This window comes from Kitasatospora sp. NPDC004615 (assembly GCF_042873545.1).
GTDB lineage: Bacteria > Actinomycetota > Actinomycetes > Streptomycetales > Streptomycetaceae > Kitasatospora.
The window spans coordinates 147,434-163,796 of record NZ_JBIALQ010000008.1; the positions used below are offsets into that span (position 1 = coordinate 147,434).

The 16,363-nt window shown below is 71.4% G+C and carries 17 protein-coding genes; 8 read left to right on the forward strand and 9 right to left on the reverse strand.

All coding sequences use genetic code 11. The annotated features are described in order from the left end of the window. Window positions 1-5: 5 nt before the first annotated feature. Window positions 6-470: a GNAT family N-acetyltransferase gene (locus tag ACFYS8_RS26840; protein WP_387645375.1), complete on the forward strand. Its 465-nt coding sequence runs from the start codon at window positions 6-8 to the stop codon at window positions 468-470. Here ACFYS8_RS26840 and ACFYS8_RS26845 read toward each other — a convergent pair whose 3' ends face one another. Next, a complete protein-coding gene (locus ACFYS8_RS26845) occupies window positions 471-803 on the reverse strand; it encodes a winged helix-turn-helix transcriptional regulator (RefSeq protein ID WP_387645378.1) in 333 nt (110 codons plus the stop codon). Between the two features lie 116 nt (window positions 804-919). On the opposite strand from ACFYS8_RS26845, the gene ACFYS8_RS26850 reads away from it, so the two are divergent. From ACFYS8_RS26850 to ACFYS8_RS26870, 5 genes are all read left to right on the forward strand, one after another. Then, window positions 920-1,561: an NAD(P)-dependent oxidoreductase gene (locus ACFYS8_RS26850; protein WP_387645381.1), complete on the forward strand. Its 642-nt coding sequence runs from the start codon at window positions 920-922 to the stop codon at window positions 1,559-1,561. Window positions 1,562-1,694: 133 nt separating this feature from the next. After that, window positions 1,695-2,120, forward strand: a complete 426-nt coding sequence (locus tag ACFYS8_RS26855) for a VOC family protein (protein WP_387645384.1) — start codon at window positions 1,695-1,697, stop codon at window positions 2,118-2,120. Between the two features lie 40 nt (window positions 2,121-2,160). Next, on the forward strand, window positions 2,161-2,721 hold the full coding sequence (locus ACFYS8_RS26860) for a DinB family protein (RefSeq protein ID WP_387645386.1): 561 nt from the start codon (window positions 2,161-2,163) through the stop codon (window positions 2,719-2,721). An 84-nt stretch (window positions 2,722-2,805) separates the two neighbouring features. Beyond that, entirely contained in the window at window positions 2,806-2,880 is a 75-nt protein-coding gene (locus ACFYS8_RS26865) for a putative leader peptide (RefSeq protein WP_354644872.1), read from the forward strand. A gap of 120 nt (window positions 2,881-3,000) precedes the next feature. Next, complete coding sequence (locus tag ACFYS8_RS26870; RefSeq protein WP_387645389.1) at window positions 3,001-4,017, forward strand: isopenicillin N synthase family dioxygenase; 1,017 nt, start codon at window positions 3,001-3,003, stop codon at window positions 4,015-4,017. Between the two features lie 92 nt (window positions 4,018-4,109). On the opposite strand, the gene lepB is transcribed toward ACFYS8_RS26870, so the two are convergent. The 4 genes from lepB to ACFYS8_RS26890 form a co-directional block, all read right to left on the reverse strand. Beyond that, a complete protein-coding gene (gene lepB / locus ACFYS8_RS26875) occupies window positions 4,110-4,919 on the reverse strand; it encodes a signal peptidase I (protein WP_387645391.1) in 810 nt (269 codons plus the stop codon). 21 nt (window positions 4,920-4,940) lie between these two features. Further along, window positions 4,941-6,803 (reverse strand): FtsX-like permease family protein, encoded by a 1,863-nt coding sequence (locus ACFYS8_RS26880; protein WP_387645393.1) that lies wholly within the window; start codon window positions 6,801-6,803, stop codon window positions 4,941-4,943. A 424-nt stretch (window positions 6,804-7,227) separates the two neighbouring features. Next, entirely contained in the window at window positions 7,228-7,914 is a 687-nt protein-coding gene (locus tag ACFYS8_RS26885; RefSeq protein WP_387645395.1) for an ABC transporter ATP-binding protein, read from the reverse strand. 114 nt (window positions 7,915-8,028) lie between these two features. Further along, window positions 8,029-8,451: a hypothetical protein gene (locus ACFYS8_RS26890; RefSeq protein WP_387645398.1), complete on the reverse strand. Its 423-nt coding sequence runs from the start codon at window positions 8,449-8,451 to the stop codon at window positions 8,029-8,031. Window positions 8,452-8,846: 395 nt separating this feature from the next. Here ACFYS8_RS26890 and ACFYS8_RS26895 point away from each other — a divergent pair, with 395 nt between their 5' ends. After that, window positions 8,847-9,605 (forward strand): MerR family transcriptional regulator, encoded by a 759-nt coding sequence (locus ACFYS8_RS26895; protein ID WP_387645966.1) that lies wholly within the window; start codon window positions 8,847-8,849, stop codon window positions 9,603-9,605. Here the strand turns inward: ACFYS8_RS26895 and ACFYS8_RS26900 are convergent. Genes ACFYS8_RS26900 through ACFYS8_RS26915 form a run of 4 tightly spaced genes read right to left on the reverse strand, consistent with a single transcriptional unit; the run spans window position 9,593 to window position 15,368 of the window. Then, entirely contained in the window at window positions 9,593-11,761 is a 2,169-nt protein-coding gene (locus ACFYS8_RS26900; RefSeq protein ID WP_387645400.1) for a 3-hydroxyacyl-CoA dehydrogenase NAD-binding domain-containing protein, read from the reverse strand. The genes ACFYS8_RS26895 and ACFYS8_RS26900 overlap by 13 nt on opposite strands. Before the next feature lie 41 nt (window positions 11,762-11,802). Next, complete coding sequence (locus tag ACFYS8_RS26905; protein ID WP_380481793.1) at window positions 11,803-13,017, reverse strand: acetyl-CoA C-acetyltransferase; 1,215 nt, start codon at window positions 13,015-13,017, stop codon at window positions 11,803-11,805. Between the two features lie 53 nt (window positions 13,018-13,070). Continuing rightward, entirely contained in the window at window positions 13,071-14,213 is a 1,143-nt protein-coding gene (locus ACFYS8_RS26910; RefSeq protein ID WP_387645403.1) for an acyl-CoA dehydrogenase family protein, read from the reverse strand. Window positions 14,214-14,225: 12 nt separating this feature from the next. Further along, a complete protein-coding gene (locus tag ACFYS8_RS26915; protein WP_387645406.1) occupies window positions 14,226-15,368 on the reverse strand; it encodes a CaiB/BaiF CoA transferase family protein in 1,143 nt (380 codons plus the stop codon). A gap of 149 nt (window positions 15,369-15,517) precedes the next feature. Here ACFYS8_RS26915 and ACFYS8_RS26920 point away from each other — a divergent pair, with 149 nt between their 5' ends. Continuing rightward, window positions 15,518-16,201 carry a GNAT family N-acetyltransferase gene (locus ACFYS8_RS26920; RefSeq protein ID WP_387645409.1) on the forward strand — a complete coding sequence of 228 codons (684 nt, stop codon included), beginning with the start codon at window positions 15,518-15,520 and terminating at the stop codon, window positions 16,199-16,201. The last annotated feature ends 162 nt before the right edge of the window (window positions 16,202-16,363 follow it).

Genomic DNA, 16,363 nt, shown 5'->3' on the forward strand with positions numbered 1-16,363 from the left:
AACCGATGGACGTACGGATCCGCACCGGCCGGGGCGGCGACGCGGCGGGGCTGGTGCGGCTGGCCGGGCAGGTCGAGCACTGGTTCGGGGCGATGGTGGACGATCCGGGGTTCCACGAGGCGGTGGAGCGTCAACTCGACCGGGGGACGGCGCTGGTGGCGGCCGACGGGAACCGGGTGGTGGGTGGCCTGCTGGTCGGGTACGAGGCGTCGGTGTGCCACCTGCACTGGCTGGTGGTGGACGAGAGCGCCCGGGGTGGGGGTGTCGGCCGGGCGCTGGTGGCGGAGGCGCTGGCCCGCTGCCCGGACGGGGTGGCGAGCGTCGAGGTGGTGACCTTCGGCGCGGACCACCCAGGAGCGGTGGCCGGCGGCGCGCGGGTGTTCTACGAGCGGCTGGGGTTCTCCCCCGCCGAGGCCGCCGGGAACGGGCCGGAAGGCGGCTCGCGGCAGGTGTACCGGCGCGGGATCTGATCAGTCCTCTTGGTGCTCGCGGGCCCAGGTGCAGGCGGTGTCCAGCACGCCGATCAGCGAGCCGCCCACCTCGGTCAGCGCGTACTCGACGTGCGGCGGGTTGCCGCCGTGGTCTGTGCGGGTCAGCCAGTGGTCGCGTTCCATCGCGCGCAGCGTTTCGGTGAGCACCTTCGGGTTGACGCCGCGCAGCCGGGCCTTGAGTTCGGTGAAGCGGTGCGGCCCGTCCTGGAGGCAACGCAGCACCGCGCCGGACCACTTGTCGCCGACCTGGATCGGTGAGCGGTGCGCGCACTTCCGGGGGTCGAACACACCGGCTTCCTCGGAGATGGTCATGCCTCGACGATAGCCGCACCTCGGGGCCGGTTCCGTTGCAGTAACCGGGGGTGCCCGTCCTACCGTCGGCGACGACACGGAACGCGGCACGGCAACCAGGACAACGAGGAGCAGCCATGAGCAGGATCGTGATCTTCGGCGCGGGTGGGCGGGTCGGCCGGGCGGCGGTCGCGGAGGCCGTCCGACGCGGTCACAGCGTGACGGCGGTGGTCCGCGACCCGGCCAAGTACCCTGGGCTGGAGGGGAGTTCAGGTGTGACGCTGGTGCGCGGCGACGCGACGGACGCGGATGCGGTGGCCCGGGTGGCGGCCGGCCACGACGCGGCGATCAACGCCTCAGTGCGGCTGGACGTCCCGTCCGAGAGCTACTTCACCGCCGCCGCCCGCTCCCTGACGGCGGGTCTGAACCGTGCCGGGGTCGGCCGGCTGCTGGTGCTCGGCATCGCCACCACGCTGGAGACCTCGCCCGGGGTACGCATCATGGACGACCCCCAATTCCCCGAGCAGTACCGGACGTTCTCGCAGGGCCACGTCGCCGAATTCGACCTCCTCACCGCCGAGGCCGGCCCCCTCGACTGGCTGATGGTCGTCCCGCCCATGAACCTCGACGCCGACGCCCCCACCACCGGCCAGTACGTCACCGCCGTCAACACCGTCACCGGCACCGGCCGGATCTCCCACCCGGACCTGGCGGTGGCCCTGCTGGACGAGATCGACACCCCCGAGCACCACGCCACCCAACTCGCCGTCTCCCACTGACGCCGGTACCGCCGATCCGGCCGCTCCCACCCGGACGGGCCGCCGTTTCCCCGGCGTGCCAACGCCCTTCGGTCTGCGGGGCGGGCCTAGGGTGGGCCCGTCGTCGCAGGTCGCAGAGCCGAGGAGGCCGGAGATGCCCGAAGCCGCCGTTCCCCCGCCGCCGCAGGTGTGGCCGACGTTGCGGGCGCGTGATGCCCGGGGGCTGATCGCGTTCCTGGTGGAGGCGTTCGGTTTCCGGGCGACCACGGTGTACGCGGACGGCGACCGGGTGGAGCATGCGGAACTGGCATGGCCGCTCGGCGGCGGCATCATGCTGGGCTCGGCGAAGGAGCCCGCCGAGGGCGAGGACGATCCGTGGCCGTTGCGGCCCGGAACGTTCGGCGCGTACGTGGTCACCGACGATCCGGACGGCCTGTTCCGGCGGGCGGTCGGCGCGGGCGCCCGGGTGACCGCCGAACTGCACGACACCGACTACGGTTCACGGGATTTCACGGTGCTGGACCCGGAGGGAAACCGCTGGTCGTTCGGCACCTACCGGGGCGAAGCACCCCACCACTGACGGTACGTCACTGTCAGGCCCGGGTGGCACGCTGGCGGCCATGACGACCGCACCCACACCGCCACCGCAGCACCTCTCCCCCGTCTGGGCCGGCGCCGAGAGCCGGGCGACTCCGCCACTGGTCGGCGACGAGCGTGAACTCCTCACCGCGTTCCTGGACTTCCAGCGGGAAACCTTCGCCCTGAAGTGCGCGGACGTCCCGGCGGAGCGGCTGTCCGAGCTCGCGGTGCCGCCGTCGGGGCTGAGCCTGCACGGGCTGGTGCGGCACCTGACCGGGGTCGAGCAGTGGTGGCTGGAGATCCAGTTCGCCGGCGACGAGTCCAGGCCGATGTTCTACTACTCCGACGAGGACCCGGACCAGGACTTCGAGCACCTGGACGGCGACGTCGCCGAGGCGCTGGCGCTCTGGCGCGCCCAGGTCGAGATCTCCCGCCGGATCACCGCCGAGGCCCCGTCGCTGGACGCCACCGGCACCCAGAAGACCACCGGGCAGCCGGTCTCGCTGCGCCGCATCCTGCTGCAGATGCTCGCCGAGTACGCCCGCCACAACGGGCACGCCGACCTGCTGCGCGAGCGCATCGACGGCTCGACCGGCTACTGATCGGGGACTCACTACCGAACGATCGGTTGACCGAACTCCGCCGTTTCCCGGAATCCGTCCGGACGGGGGTTGTAGCCTGAAGGGGTGCTTCTTCTCGTCAGCCGTCGCCACGTGGACCTGCTCCGCGTCACGAGCATGTCCTGTCGACGCTCCGGCTGATCTGCCCCATCCACATCCCCTGCCCGTAGCGGTCCACCGGCCGCGCCGGGCGCCGCCACCCCGGCATGCCCCGGCGCGACCCGCCGCCGCGGCCGGGCCTTTCACCGTGGACGCGCACCCATGACGCTGCAGCACCCCATCGCCCTCCCCGTCATCGACCTCTCGCTCGCCGACGGCGACGCCACCGACCGGGCCCGGCTCCGCCGGGAGTTGCGGGAGGCCGCCACCGGAGTCGGTTTCTTCCAGCTCGTCGGCCACGGCGTGACCGCCGCCGAGACCGCCGACCTCACCTCCGCGATGCGCGCCTTCTTCGCCCTCCCCGAGGCCGACCGGCTCTCGGTCAGCAACCTCAACTCCCCGCATTTCCGCGGCTACACGCGCACCGGGGACGAGCGCACCGGCGGCAGCCGCGACTGGCGCGACCAGCTCGACATCGGCCCCGAACTGCCGGCGCACGTGCCCGCGCCCGGCGAGCCCGCCTACTGGTGGCTGGAGGGGCCGAACCAGTGGCCCGCCGCGCTCCCGGAGCTGCGCACCGCGGCCCTGCACTGGATCGACCGGCTCGACGGTGTCGCCCGCCGGCTGCTGCACGAACTGCTCGCCTCGATCGGCGCCCGCCCGGACTTCTACGACGACGCCTTCGCCCCGCACCCCCACCTGCACCTGAAGCTGGTCCGCTACCCGGGCACCGCGCCCGACGGCGCCGCGCAGGGCGTCGGCACGCACAAGGACTACGGCTTCATCACCCTCCTCCTGCAGGACACCGTCGGCGGCCTCCAGGTCGAACGCCCGGACGGCACCTTCCTGGACGTGCCCCCGCTGGACGGCGCTTTCGTCGTCAACCTCGGCGAGCTCCTCGAGGTCGCCACCGACGGCTACCTGAAGGCCACCAGCCACCGCGTGGTCTCCCCGGCGGGCGCCCGCGAGCGCTTCTCCGTCCCGTTCTTCTACAACCCCCGGCTCGACGCCCACATCGCCCCGCTCGACTTCCCGCATTCCCACCACGCGCCGGGCATCACCCAGGACCCGTCGAATCCTCTGCACGCGGACTTCGGTGTGAACGAATTGAAGGGATTCAGCCGCGCCCACCCGGAGGTCACCCGCCGCCACCACGCCGCCCTGGCCAGCGCGCGATAGCCGGTCTTCCGGGTGCGCCGAGGGGCTCCGCTTCCCCGTGGGAAGTGGAGCCCCTCCGTGTCGCCCGATCCCTGGTGGCGCCGGCCGGTCGTTCACCAGGCCTTCGCGTGCCGCCTCCGGGGGAGACGGGAACGAACCGCCTCGGCCCAGCGGCCCAGGGTCCGCCAGGAGGCGATCAGTTCGAGGACCACTCCGGCGACGATCGCCGCAGACTCCACCAGGTAGAGCGGGAACCGGGTCATCCCGGCCGGACCGGACAACAGGCTCCAGTCCTGGAGCGGCCACCCCACGGCAACCACCTGCCCCTGAATGCTCCCCAGCGGGAGGGTCCCCCGGTCGGCCTCGTTGAGGTGCGACCGCGAATCGACCGAGATGCTGCGGGCGTCCCCCAGCACGAAGACCCGGCCGTCCGGAACCTTCACCGTGAAACGGCCGAAGGCGGCATTGTCGCCGTGCGCGTACGGCTCCTCGACAACTCGGTCGTTCACAGTGATCCGCCCCTGCTCGTCGACGCCCACGGTGTCGCCACCCGTCGCCGCGATCCGAACCGTGTAGGACAGACCCGCAAGATCTCCGGCCCAGTCCCCGCTGCGAACCAGCACCATGTCACCGCGCCGGATGCCCTTTCCGCCGGCGGCGTCCAAGTCGATGACGGTGTCGTCCCATGCCTTGGCGGTGGGCGTCATCGCCACGGTGCCCACGGTGTGCAACTCGTAGCGGGAGAGCAGCGAAAGTGCCCCGGCCAGAATCAGAACCGTTCCCACGACGGCAAATACGATCCGTCGCCGTCGCTCTCCGGGCCGCACCGTCGGCCTGTTCGGCCCGGCCGGCGCGGCACCGGTGTCCTGCGGTGCGGCCTCGGTGCCCGACACCGGCGGGCTGCTCTCGGCGATGCTGTCCATGCGTGTCCTCACGTTCTGCTGCTACTCGCGGCGAAGGTCTTCCGGACGGGGATTCAGCCCCGAGACGTACGTGCTGACTACGGCCGCCAGGGCCAGGGCGGCAGCCACCAGCGGGAGTGCGAAGCCGGCGGCGCCCCAGTACCAGCCGATCTGTTGGCCCGACAGCAGGAGTACCGCGTTGGCCGCGAGATGTCCCGTGCCGAGCGCCAGTACCAGTGCGAGGCAGAGCGGTGCCAGGAGTTGACACACCTGCACGACTCGGAGCATCCGCTTCGGCACTCCCACCACCACCAGGGAGGCGACCTGCCGACGACGGTCGATGGCCCGTCCGACGGCACTGATGAGGAAGGCCACCACACCGAGCAGGAACCCGACCCAGATTCCGGAGTACACCACTCCCTGGTTGACGTGGAAGGCTTCGAGCCCGTCGAGGTCGAGGTCCACGACACTCATGGTCGCCGCGGGAGCCACCCGGACCAGGTCCGTGGCGAACCGGTCGAGGCCCTTGACGCTGGCCGGCAGCCGGTAGAAGTAGATGGTGTTCGACGTCAGCGAGTCGGCCGTGACGGGCCGGGTGTCGAGCAGTGTCATCCCCAGCGGGAGCAGGCCCGGGTTGGGCACGTCCAGGGTGCGTTCCGGTGCCTCCAACGTCACGGCGCCCTCGCGGGACACCTGGAACGGCAGCGGAGTTCCGGCGGGCACCAGCGGCGACACCTGCCCGCCCAAGGTGGTCCGGAGCCGATACAGCGAGCCGTCCTGGCAGTCCGGAAGCGGGGCGGCGACCATGCTGCTGAGCGTCCGGCAGTCCGTCTGGATCCGCTGAACTCCCATCAGCCGCACGCGGTCCGCGTCCGACGGCGGACCTCCGCCGCCAGTGGGGGGCGCGGTGACGCTCTTCTGCTGCAGCCAGTGGAACGCCGCCGGCAGCGAGAGCGCCCGCTCACGGGCGTCCGCCGGAATATCGTTCCCGGAGAGGTGCACGATCAGCTGGTTGGGCGCCGGCATCGCGGCCAGTTCCGACTGCCTCAGCACGCCCGCGCCGATGGTCGCGGTGAGCACCAGGACCGACAGGCCGGCCAGGTGCCAGGACACACCGGCCGACTCGTACCGGACCCGGCGGGCCGCCAGGCGCACCGGCAGCGGCAGGGACATCTCGGCGATCCGGTCGGCGGCGGTACTCAGGACCGGCCGCAGCAGCAGGAGCATCCCCACGGCGGCGAGCAGCACGCCGGCGATCAGCAGCGCACCCGATCCGCCGCTCATCACGGTCCGGTGGCCGGCGCTGTTCTGCGAGGTGAGAAGCGGAAAGCCGATCAGCCCCAGCCCGAGGAGGAACGGCACGCCGTACCACCACTTGGGGTCCTTCTCTGCCGGATCGAACCGCGCCTCCAGCGGTTTCGACAGCGCCCGTCCGGTGCCGCGTGCCCCGATCAGGCCCGCGCCGAGCCCGCTCACCAGGACCGCGCCCACGGCACCGGCCACCGTCAGTTGCGAGGTCGATGGGTACCAGGTGAAGCCCAGCAGATCGGACGGCCCGAGGAAGCGGTTGGCCACGACGTAGCCCACGACGCCGAGCAGACCGCCGAGGGCGCCCGCGGCGGCCGACTCCAGCGCGGCCAGCCGCAGCACCCGCCGGCGGGTGAAGCCGAGCAGGCGGAACGCGGCGTACCTGCGGATACGGCTGGCGGCCGAGAGCCGGGAGCAGACCACCAGATAGATCGCCATGGGCGCCGCGACGATCAGGGCCAGTTCGAGCGGAACTCCGTCGAACCGGGCCTGCACGTCGGCATCCGCACCCGCACCGCCCCAGCCGCGCCCCTCGACCGGACGGCCGATGCGGTCCTTCGGAACACCGACGTAGGCATACAGCTCGGACGGCCCCATAAGACCGGACGGCCCGATCGTCCCGATCGGCGCGCCCGCCAGGAGGCTCTTGAAGTCGGCGTCCCGCTCGGCGAGTCGGGCCGCCGCAGGGAGAGCACGACCTCTCCCGGGCCGGGAAGGCGGGACACTCCGGGCGGCAGGGACGGCGAGGCGGAGTCGGCGGCCACCAGGATGCGAGTCAGCCGGGCCCCGTGCCAGCTTCCGGAGGCGACCTGGAACTCGAAGGTTCCCCGCTGGTTGTCGAGTGCGCTGAGCGGCTGCCGGTTCGACGTGACCGCCCCGCGCTCCGTGAGCACGGCCGGCACCGTGGCGATCAGCAGGACCACCACCGCGCCGAGGGCAAGTCCGAGCACCATCAGCGCCATTCGGGCCGCGCCGGCCGGCCCGCCGCCCCTGATGATGCGCAGCGCCAGTCGAAGATCGGTCACTTCTCGACGCTCCCGGACTCGACCGTCCCCGAACTCCGTACCGCCCCGTCGAGGAGGGTGATCGTCCGGTCCGCCTTCCGGGCCACCGCAGGATCGTGCGTGACCAAGACGACCGCGCTCCCCTGTTCCCTGGCCAGCTCCCACAGCAGGTCGATCACCACCGCGCCGTTGGCACTGTCGAGCGCCCCGGTCGGCTCGTCGGCGAACACCACCGCGGGACGATGGACCACCGCCCGGGCCACCGCCGCGCGCTGCGCCTGCCCGCCGGAGACCTTGGCCGGCCGCCGGTCGGCATGCTCGGTCAGGCCGAGGCGGTCCAGCAGCGCGGCCACCCGCTCCCGGCGTTCCGGCTTCGGCACTCCCAGCAGTTCCAGCGGCAGCGCGACGTTCTCGGCAATCGTCAACTCGGCGACCAGGTCGGACGATTGGAAGATGAACCCGAAGTCCGTCCGCCGCAGCTCCGACCGCTCGTCATCCGTCAGACCACTCAGCGGCCGCCCCCGGAAGGTGATCTCGCCGCGGTCCGGCCGGATCAACCCGGCAAGGCAGTACAGCAGCGTGGTCTTACCCGAGCCACTCGGCCCGACCAGGGCGACTGCCTCACCGGCGTCGACCGAGAGGGTCACACCGTCGAGCACCCGCGCGGTCTGGAACGAGTGGCCTACGTCTTTGCCGACGAGCATGTGGTTCCGATCAGGTTGAGCGGTAGGGTGGCATGGCGCCTGCCCGGGCTTCTGTTCCAAGCCCGGGCAGGCGCGTTCTACTGACCACCGGCGGCTGCCGGTGAGGGCCGGTGATTACCGGGACATGTACTCAAAGGTGCAGTTGTCGGTGCCCCAGCCGTTGAAGCGGCAGGTCTGCACGTAGCCGTAGGTGACGTAGGTCGCCTGCGGGTCGTAGACCACCCGGTCCACCCAGACGGAGGTGCCGCTGCCGCCGGAGTTGGTACCGATCTGCGTGTAGCCGTAGCCGGAGACCTTCGCCTCCGCCTTCACGCTGTTGTCGTCGGCCGAGGTGTCGTTCAGGTTGCCCGAGACCTCCATGCCGCCGTGGTTGCTGCCCGACGCCCACCAGTAGACGTTGCCGTCCAGGTTCTGGGTGCTCATGCCCACCCAGATGGAGCCGTTGCCGCTCCGGGCCATGGCGGAAGTCGCCGCACCCCCGACCACAGCGGCGGTGAGTCCCAGAACCGCTATTCCCTTACGCACGGAAGAACGCATGTCCCCTCCAGGGATAAAGAAATGACAGGAAAGTTGATCACAGAGTGAAGAGGTCACTCCCCTCCGTGATCAACCGTCAGGACCGTAACCAGTGCGTCACCGGACTAATCACATCTCGCGCATACATGTGAGGCAGGTCACGCCAGATGTCGGGCGATAGCCCCGCATACCGCGCTCCGGAATCTCAAGTTCCGGCAAAAGCGCGGCAATCGACAATCCGCTCACATCGCATCGTGAGGGATCACACAACGATCAACTGCCTCAACTCGTATGCGAAGCAGCGCAATTGACACGAACCAGGCGAAGGCATGGCCCGGCGGGGCCATGGACCGCCGGGCGAGACCGGTGTCACACTGCTGGTGTCACAGTGGTACTGGTGCGAGGGCTGGGGTGCGATGGGTGGCGGGGAGCCGCGGTTCACGGTGGACGAGCTGGCCGCCCGGGCGGGGGTGACGGTCCGGACGCTGCGGTTCTACGGCGCGAAGGGGCTGCTGCCGCCGCCGGAGCTGGGGCCGCGGCGGGTGGGGCTGTACGGGGCCGAGCACCTGGGGCGGCTTGAGTTGATCGAGGAGTTGCAGCGGCAGGGACTGACGCTGGCCGCGATCGACCGGTATCTCGCGCAACTGCCGTCGGACATCGGCGAGTTGGACCTGGCGATCCACCGGGCGCTGGTGGCGTCCTGGACGCCGGAGTCCTTGGAGGAGGCCGGCCGGGCGCAGTTGGAGCGGCGGACGGGGCGGGCGCTGTCGGACGCGGATCTCGACAGTCTCGCCGCGATGGGCGCGCTGCACCGCACCGAGGACCCGGACGTGTTCAAGGTGGAGCCGGGGCTGCTGCCGCTGGGCGTGCGGGTGCTGGACGTGCCGATCCCGCTGGAGACGCTGGTGGCGGCCCGGGCGGTGGTGCGGCTGCACAGCCAGGCGACGGCGCACGATCTGCACCGGCTGTTCCGGGACACCGTGTGGCGGCCGTACCGGGAGAGCGACCCGGAGCCCGAAGAGCTGGAGCGGATGCGGGAGTTGGCCGACCGGATCCAGCCGATGGTGGTGCAGGCGCTGGTGACGGCGTTCCAGCGTTCGCTGGCGGAGGAGCTGGCCCGCCCGGCCGAGACCGAGCGGGCGGGCCAGCAAGAGGACAGCGATCAGTCGCGGTAGCGGCCGCCGCTCTCGGCGAGGGCGACCAGCGAGGCCGGCGGGGTGAAGCGCTCGCCGTACGCGGCGGCGAGTTCGCGGGCGCGGGCGGTGAAGCCCGCGGGGCCGCCCGGGTAGCCGTTGATGTACTGCAGGACGCCGCCGGTCCAGGCGGGGAAGCCGATGCCGAGGATGGAGCCGATGTTGGCGTCGGCGACCGAGGTCAGCACGTTCTCGTCCAGGCAGCGGACCGAGTCGAGGGCCTCGGAGAAGAGCATCCGCTCCTTCATGTCCTCGAACGGGATCTCCGCGCCGGGCCGCGAGAAGTGCTCACGCAGGCCGGGCCACAGCCGGGTGCGGCGGCCGTCGGCGTACTCGTAGAAGCCGGCTCCGCCGCTGCGGCCGGGGCGGTCGAACTCGTCGATCATCCGGTCCATGACGATCTCGCCGGGGTGCTCGGTCCAGGTGCCGCCGGCCTCCTCGACGGCACGGCGGGACTCGTTGCGGATCTTGCGCGGCAGGGTGAGGGTGAGCTCGTCCAGCAGCGACAGCACCTTCGCGGGGTACCCGGCCTGGGCGGCGGCCTGCTCGACGGAGGACGGGTCGAGGCCCTCGCCGATCATCGCGACGCCCTCGTTGATGAACTGGCCGATCACCCGGGAGGTGAAGAAGCCGCGGGAGTCGTTGACCACGATCGGGGTCTTGCGGATCTGCCGGACCAGGTCGAAGGCGCGGCCGAGCGCCTCGTCGCCGGTCTCCGGGCCGCGGATGATCTCCACCAGCGGCATCTTGTCGACCGGCGAGAAGAAGTGCAGGCCGATGAAGTCGGCGGTGCGCTCGACGCCCTCGGCGAGCAGGCCGATCGGGAGGGTGGACGTGTTGGAGCAGAGCAGCGCGTCGGGGGCGACCACGTGCTGGATCTCCTGGAACACCTTGTGCTTGAGCTCGGGGTTCTCGAAGACCGCCTCGATGACGGTGTCGCAGCCGGCCAGGTCGGCCGGGTCCGCGGTGGGGGTGATCCGGGAGAGGAACTCGTCGCGCTCCTCGGCGGACAGCCGGCCCCGCTGCACCTGCTTGTCCAGCAGGCCGGCGGAGTAGGCCTTTCCGCGTTCGGCGGCCTCCAGGGTGACGTCCTTGAGCAGCACCGTCAGCCCCGCCTGCGCGCACGAGTACGCGATGCCCGCGCCCATCATGCCGGCGCCCAGCACCGCGACCTTCGAGGCCTTCCAGGCGGGTACCGAACTCGGGCGGGAGGCGCCGGAGTTGACGGCCTGCATGTCGAAGAAGAAGGCCTGGATCATGTTCTTGGAGGTGGCCCCGCAGGCCAGCTCGGCGAAGTACCGGGCCTCGATGACGAACGCGGTGTCCACGTCCACCTGCGAGCTCTCCACCGCGGCCGCCATGATGTTGCGCGGCGCCGGGTAGGGCGCGCCGTTCAGCTGCTTGCGCAGGTTGGCGGGGAAGGCGGGCAGGTTGGCGGCCAGCGCGGGGGTGCTGGGGGTGCCGCCGGGGATCTTGTAGCCCTTGGCGTCCCAGGGCTGCGCGCTCACCGGGTTGGCGGCGATGAAGGCGCGCGCCGAGGCGATCATCTCCTCGGTGGTGGCAGCGAGTTCGTGCACCAGGCCGTGCTGGACGGCCTGTGCGGGACGGTACTGCCGGCCCTGCAGCAGGACGTTCAGCAGGGCGTCGGTGATGCCGAGCATCCGCACGGTGCGGACCACACCGCCGCCGCCGGGCAGCAGGCCGAGGGTGACCTCGGGCAGGCCGATCTTGCTGCCGGGCGCGTCCAGGGCGATCCGGTGGTGGCAGGCCAGGGCGATCTCCAGGCCGCCGCCGAGCGCGGCGCCGTTGATCGCGGCGACCACCGGCTTGCCGAGGGTCTCCAGCTTGCGCAGCGCGCGCTTGATCCGCATCGAGTTGGCGAACACCTGCTCGGCGTCGTCCGGCCCGACAGCGGAGAGGAGCTTGAGGTCGCCGCCGGCGAAGAAGGTCTTCTTCGCGGAGGTGACGATGACGCCGGTCAACTCCTCGGTGCCGGCCAGCCGTTCGACGGTGGCTTCGAGCGCGTCGGTGAAGGCGGCGTTCATGGTGTTGGCGGACTGGGCGGGGTCGTCGAGGACGAGGGTGACCACGCCGTCCTGGTCCTGCTCCCAGCGGATGGGGCTGCTCACGTCGGTCATTTCGTTGAAGTCCTTGGGTGAGTACGTGAGTTGACGGATGGTCAGATGCGCTCGATGACGGTGGCGATGCCCATGCCGCCACCCACGCACAGGGTGGCCAGGCCGTAGCGCAGGTCGCGGCGCTCCAGTTCGTCGATCAGGGTGCCGATCAGCATCGCGCCGGTGGCGCCGAGCGGGTGGCCGAGCGCGATCGCGCCGCCGTTGACGTTCACCTGGTCGTGGCGGAAGCCGAGCTCGCGCATGAAGCGGAGGGCGACGGCGGCGAACGCCTCGTTGATCTCCACCAGGTCGATGTCGGCGGCGGTCAGCCCGGCCTTGGCGAGGGCCTTGCGGGTGGCGGGGGCGGGGCCGGTGAGCATGATGGTGGGCTCGGAGCCGGAGACCGCGGCGGAGACGATCCGGGCCCGCGGGGTCAGGCCGTACCGCTCGCCGATCTCCTTCGAGCCGATCGCGACCAGCGCCGCGCCGTCCACGATGCCGGAGGAGTTGCCCGCGTGGTGCACGTGGTCGATGGACTCCACCCAGTGGTACTTCTGCAGCGCGACCGCGTCGAACCCGCCGAGGTCACCGATGTCGGCGAAGGACGGCTTGAGGCCGGCCAGCGTCTCCACGGTGGTCCCGGGGCGGATGAACTCGTCGCGGCCGAGCACCACCAGGCCGTTGCGGTCCCGCACCGGGACGACCGAGCGGTCGAACAGGCCGTCCGCCTGCGCCTTGGCGGCGCGGGCCTGCGACTCGGCGGCGAACGCGTCCACATCGGTGCGGGACAGGCCCTCGATGGTGGCGATCAGGTCGGCGCCGATGCCCTGCGGGACGAAACCGGTCTCGTACGCCGTCATCGGGTCGGCGAACCAGGCGCCGCCGTCGGAGCCCATCTTCACCCGGGACATCGACTCCACGCCGCCGGCCAGGATCAGGTCCTCCCACCCCGAACGGACCTTCGCCGCAGCCAGGTTGACGGCCTCCAGGCCGGACGCGCAGAAGCGGTTCTCCTGCACGCCGGCGACGGTGTCGGGCAGGCCGGCGGCGATCGCCGCGACCCGGGCGATGTCCGAGCCCTGGTCGCCGATCGGGCTGACCACGCCGAGCACGATGTCGTCGATCGCGGCCGGGTCCAGCGTCGGGAAACGACGGCGGAGTTCGTGGATCAGGCCGACCACCAGGTCGATCGGCTTGGTGCCGTGCAGGGAGCCGGTCTGCTTGCCGCGCCCGCGCGGCGTGCGGATCGCGTCGTAGACGTACGCTTCGGTGGTCACGGTGTCGGTTGCCTTTCAGACGGGTGGGTCGGCCGGGGTCAGCCGAGCGGGGTTCAGCCGAGCAGGGAGCGGCCGACGATCTCTTTCATGATCTCGGTGGTGCCGCCGTAGATGGTCTGGACGCGCCCGTCGGTGAACGCCCGGGCGACCGCGCTGTCGCTCATGTAGCCGGAGCCGCCGTGCAGTTGCAGGCAGCGGTCGGCGACGCGCTTCTGCAGTTCGGTGGACCACCACTTGGCCATCGAAGCGTCCGCCGGCGTCAGGTTGTACTTGTTGTGCTCCAGCACGCAGCGGTCCACGAAGGTCCGGGTGACGGCGCACTCGGTGGCCATCTCGGCGATCTCGAAACGCACGTGCTGGAGCTTGGCCAGCGGACGGCCGAACGCGGTGCGCTGCTTCACGTACGCCATCGTCTCGTCCAGCACGAACTCCGCGCCGGCGATCGCCGCGACCGCGATCGCCAGCCGCTCCTGCGCGAGGTTGCGCATCAGGTACAGGAAGCCCTGGTTCTCCTCGCCCAGCAGGTTCGCCTTCGGCACCCGCACGTCCTGGAAGAACAACTCGGCGGTGTCCTGCGCCTTCTGGCCGATCTTGTCGAGGTTGCGGCCGCGCTCGAAGCCCGGCATGCCGCGCTCCACCACCAGCAGGCTCAGCCCGTGCGCGCCGCCCTCGGCGGTGGTCTTCGCCACCACCACGACCAGGTCCGCCAGGATCCCGCTGGAGATGAACGTCTTCGCGCCGTTCAGCACGTAGTGGTCGCCCGCGTCCACGGCCGTGGTGCGGATCGCCTGCAGGTCGGAGCCGGTGTCCGGCTCGGTCATCGCGATCGCGCTGATCAGCTCGCCCGAACAGAACCCGGGCAGCCAGCGCTGCTTCTGCTCCTCGTTCGCCAGACCCGTCAGATACGGCCCGATGATGTCGTTGTGCAGGCCGATCGCCAGGCCACTGGCGCCGACCCGGGTGAACTCCTCGGCCAGCACCGCCGCGAACCGGAAGTCCTGGCTGCCACCGCCGCCGAACTGCTCGTCCACCGCGAGACCCAGCAGCCCCGCCTTACCTGCGGCCAGCCAGGCGTCACGGTCGACGATGCCCTGCCGCTCCCAGCGGGCGTGGTGCGGGATGACCTCCTTGGCGAGGAAGGCCCGGACGCTCTCGCGGAAGTCCTCGTGTTCCTCGGTGTAGAGCTCGCGCTGCAACGGGTGTCTCCTTCAGGAGGCTTGCGGGTCGAGTGTTGGAACAGCCCAGTCGCGGGCCACCTCGGCGGTGTGCTCGCCCGGACGCGCGGGCGGGGTGCGCAGCGCGGCCGGGGTCGCGGAGAAGCGCGGGGCGACGCCGGGCTGTACGGTGCCGTGCTGCTCGGTGTAGCTGCCGCGGGCGGCCAGGTGCGGGTGCTCCTTGGCCTGACTGAGCGTCAGTACCGGTGCCACGCAGGCGTCGTGGCCCTCGAAGAGCTCCGTCCACTCGGCCTGGGTGCGGGTGGCGAAACGCCGGGCGATCCGTTCGCGCAGTTCGGGCCAGCGGGGCAGGTCGTACTGCGCCGGGGCGTCCTCTTTCAGGTCGAGGAGGCGGGTGAACTCGGCGTAGAACTGCGGCTCCAGCGGGCCGACGGCCATCCACTGCCCGTCGGAGGTGGCGAAGGTGCCGTACCAAGGGGCGCCGCCGTCCAGCAGGTTGACGCCCCGCCGATCCTGCCACAGGCCGGCGCCGAGCAGGCCCCACAGCATGGTGGACAGGTGCGCGGCGCCATCGACGATCGCGGCGTCCACGACCTGGCCGGTACCGGTGGCCCGGGCGTGGTGCAGAGCGGCCAGCAGGCCGACCACCAGGTACAGCGAACCGCCCGCGTAGTCGCCCAGCAGGTTGGCCGGGATCGCCGGGGGGCTGTCCGCCTCACCGATCAGGCCGAGGACGCCGGAGGTGGCGAGATACGTGATGTCGTGCCCCGCGCGGTCGGCGAGCGGGCCGTCCTGGCCCCAGCCGGTCATCCGGCCGTACACCAGCGCCGGGTTGCGGGCCAGACACTGCTCCGGGCCCACGCCGAGGCGTTCGGCGACGCCCGGGCGGTAGCCCTCGATCAGCAGATCGGCGCGGGCGGCGAGGTCGAGCACGATGCTGCGGCCGTCCTCCGCCTTCAGGTCCACCACGACGGAGCGCTTGTTGCGGTTGGTCAGGTCCTGCTCCGGGGCCGGCCCGAGAACCTGCCCGCCCGGGCGGTCCACCCGCACCACGTCCGCCCCCAGGTCGGCGAGCAGCATCGCGGCGAACGGGCCGGGCCCGATGCCCGCCAGCTCAAGGACCCGGACGCCCGCGAGCGGCCCGGCGGCCTTGGCGGGGGGTGTTGCGGGGGTCATCGGCGACCGCCTCCCAGGTTTGACAGTAAAGCTGTCACAGTGGCGATGATAGGGATGCGACTCGCCAGTAACAAGAGTCAACCGCACGGTCTGCGGCACGGGCGCCGCGATGATGGAAATCGCATCCGACCCACCGGAGGGAACCCGCCATGCCCGACCGCGACACCACCGTCCTCGACGACCCCGTCGCCGCCTCACTCACCGGCCGACACGCCCACCTCGCCCGCCACCACGGCCGGGCCTCCAGCTTCCTCCCCGAGGTCGCGAGCTTCTCCGCCATCACGGCCGAACCCGACGCATGGGACGACCTGACCGAACTCCTCGGCACCGACGCCTTCGCCCTCCTCGTCAACTGCCCCGTCCTGCCGCCCGACCACCTGGTACCCGAATTCACCTTCGAGGGCTACCAGATGACCCACCCCGGCCACGCCCCGCTCCCCCGCACCACCGCCCACATCGTCGAACTCGGCCCCGCAGACGTCCCCGAGATGCTCGCCCTCGCCGAACGCACCCGCCCCGGCCCCTTCCACCCCCGCACTCACGAACTCGGCACCTACCTCGGCATCCGCGAGAACGGCGCCCTCGTCGCCATGGCCGGAGAAAGGCTCAAGCCGCCCGGCTGGACCGAGATCAGCGCTGTCTGCACCGCCCCCGAAGCCCGCGGCCGCGGCCACGCCACCACCCTCATCACCACCCTCATCCACCAGATCACCACCCGCGGCGACCGCCCCTTCCTCCACTCCGCCGCCGACACCCCGGCCTTCGCCCTCTACGAACACCTGGGTTTCACCATCCGCACCAAGATCACCATCCGCGGCTACCGCACGCCCTGAGACGCCTGCCCGGAGGCACGACGGGACGCGACGGGACGGGCGTGCGACCGGCAGACAGGAAGAAGACAACGGCGAAGCCGGACAACGGCGAAGCCGGACAACGGCGAAGCCGGACAACGGCGAAGCCGGACAACGGCGAAGCCGGACAACGGCGAAGCCGGT

Coding starts and splice junctions, on each gene's coding strand:
- ACFYS8_RS26840 (WP_387645375.1), top strand. CDS start 6: ATGGACGTACGGATCCGCACCGGCCGGGGCGGCGACGCGGCGGGGCTG.
- ACFYS8_RS26845 (WP_387645378.1), bottom strand. CDS start 803: ATGACCATCTCCGAGGAAGCCGGTGTGTTCGACCCCCGGAAGTGCGCG.
- ACFYS8_RS26850 (WP_387645381.1), top strand. CDS start 920: ATGAGCAGGATCGTGATCTTCGGCGCGGGTGGGCGGGTCGGCCGGGCG.
- ACFYS8_RS26855 (WP_387645384.1), top strand. CDS start 1,695: ATGCCCGAAGCCGCCGTTCCCCCGCCGCCGCAGGTGTGGCCGACGTTG.
- ACFYS8_RS26860 (WP_387645386.1), top strand. CDS start 2,161: ATGACGACCGCACCCACACCGCCACCGCAGCACCTCTCCCCCGTCTGG.
- ACFYS8_RS26870 (WP_387645389.1), top strand. CDS start 3,001: ATGACGCTGCAGCACCCCATCGCCCTCCCCGTCATCGACCTCTCGCTC.
- lepB (WP_387645391.1), bottom strand. CDS start 4,919: ATGGACAGCATCGCCGAGAGCAGCCCGCCGGTGTCGGGCACCGAGGCC.
- ACFYS8_RS26880 (WP_387645393.1), bottom strand. CDS start 6,803: ATGGGGCCGTCCGAGCTGTATGCCTACGTCGGTGTTCCGAAGGACCGC.
- ACFYS8_RS26885 (WP_387645395.1), bottom strand. CDS start 7,914: ATGCTCGTCGGCAAAGACGTAGGCCACTCGTTCCAGACCGCGCGGGTG.
- ACFYS8_RS26890 (WP_387645398.1), bottom strand. CDS start 8,451: ATGCGTTCTTCCGTGCGTAAGGGAATAGCGGTTCTGGGACTCACCGCC.
- ACFYS8_RS26895 (WP_387645966.1), top strand. CDS start 8,847: ATGGGTGGCGGGGAGCCGCGGTTCACGGTGGACGAGCTGGCCGCCCGG.
- ACFYS8_RS26900 (WP_387645400.1), bottom strand. CDS start 11,761: ATGACCGACGTGAGCAGCCCCATCCGCTGGGAGCAGGACCAGGACGGC.
- ACFYS8_RS26915 (WP_387645406.1), bottom strand. CDS start 15,368: ATGACCCCCGCAACACCCCCCGCCAAGGCCGCCGGGCCGCTCGCGGGC.
- ACFYS8_RS26920 (WP_387645409.1), top strand. CDS start 15,518: ATGCCCGACCGCGACACCACCGTCCTCGACGACCCCGTCGCCGCCTCA.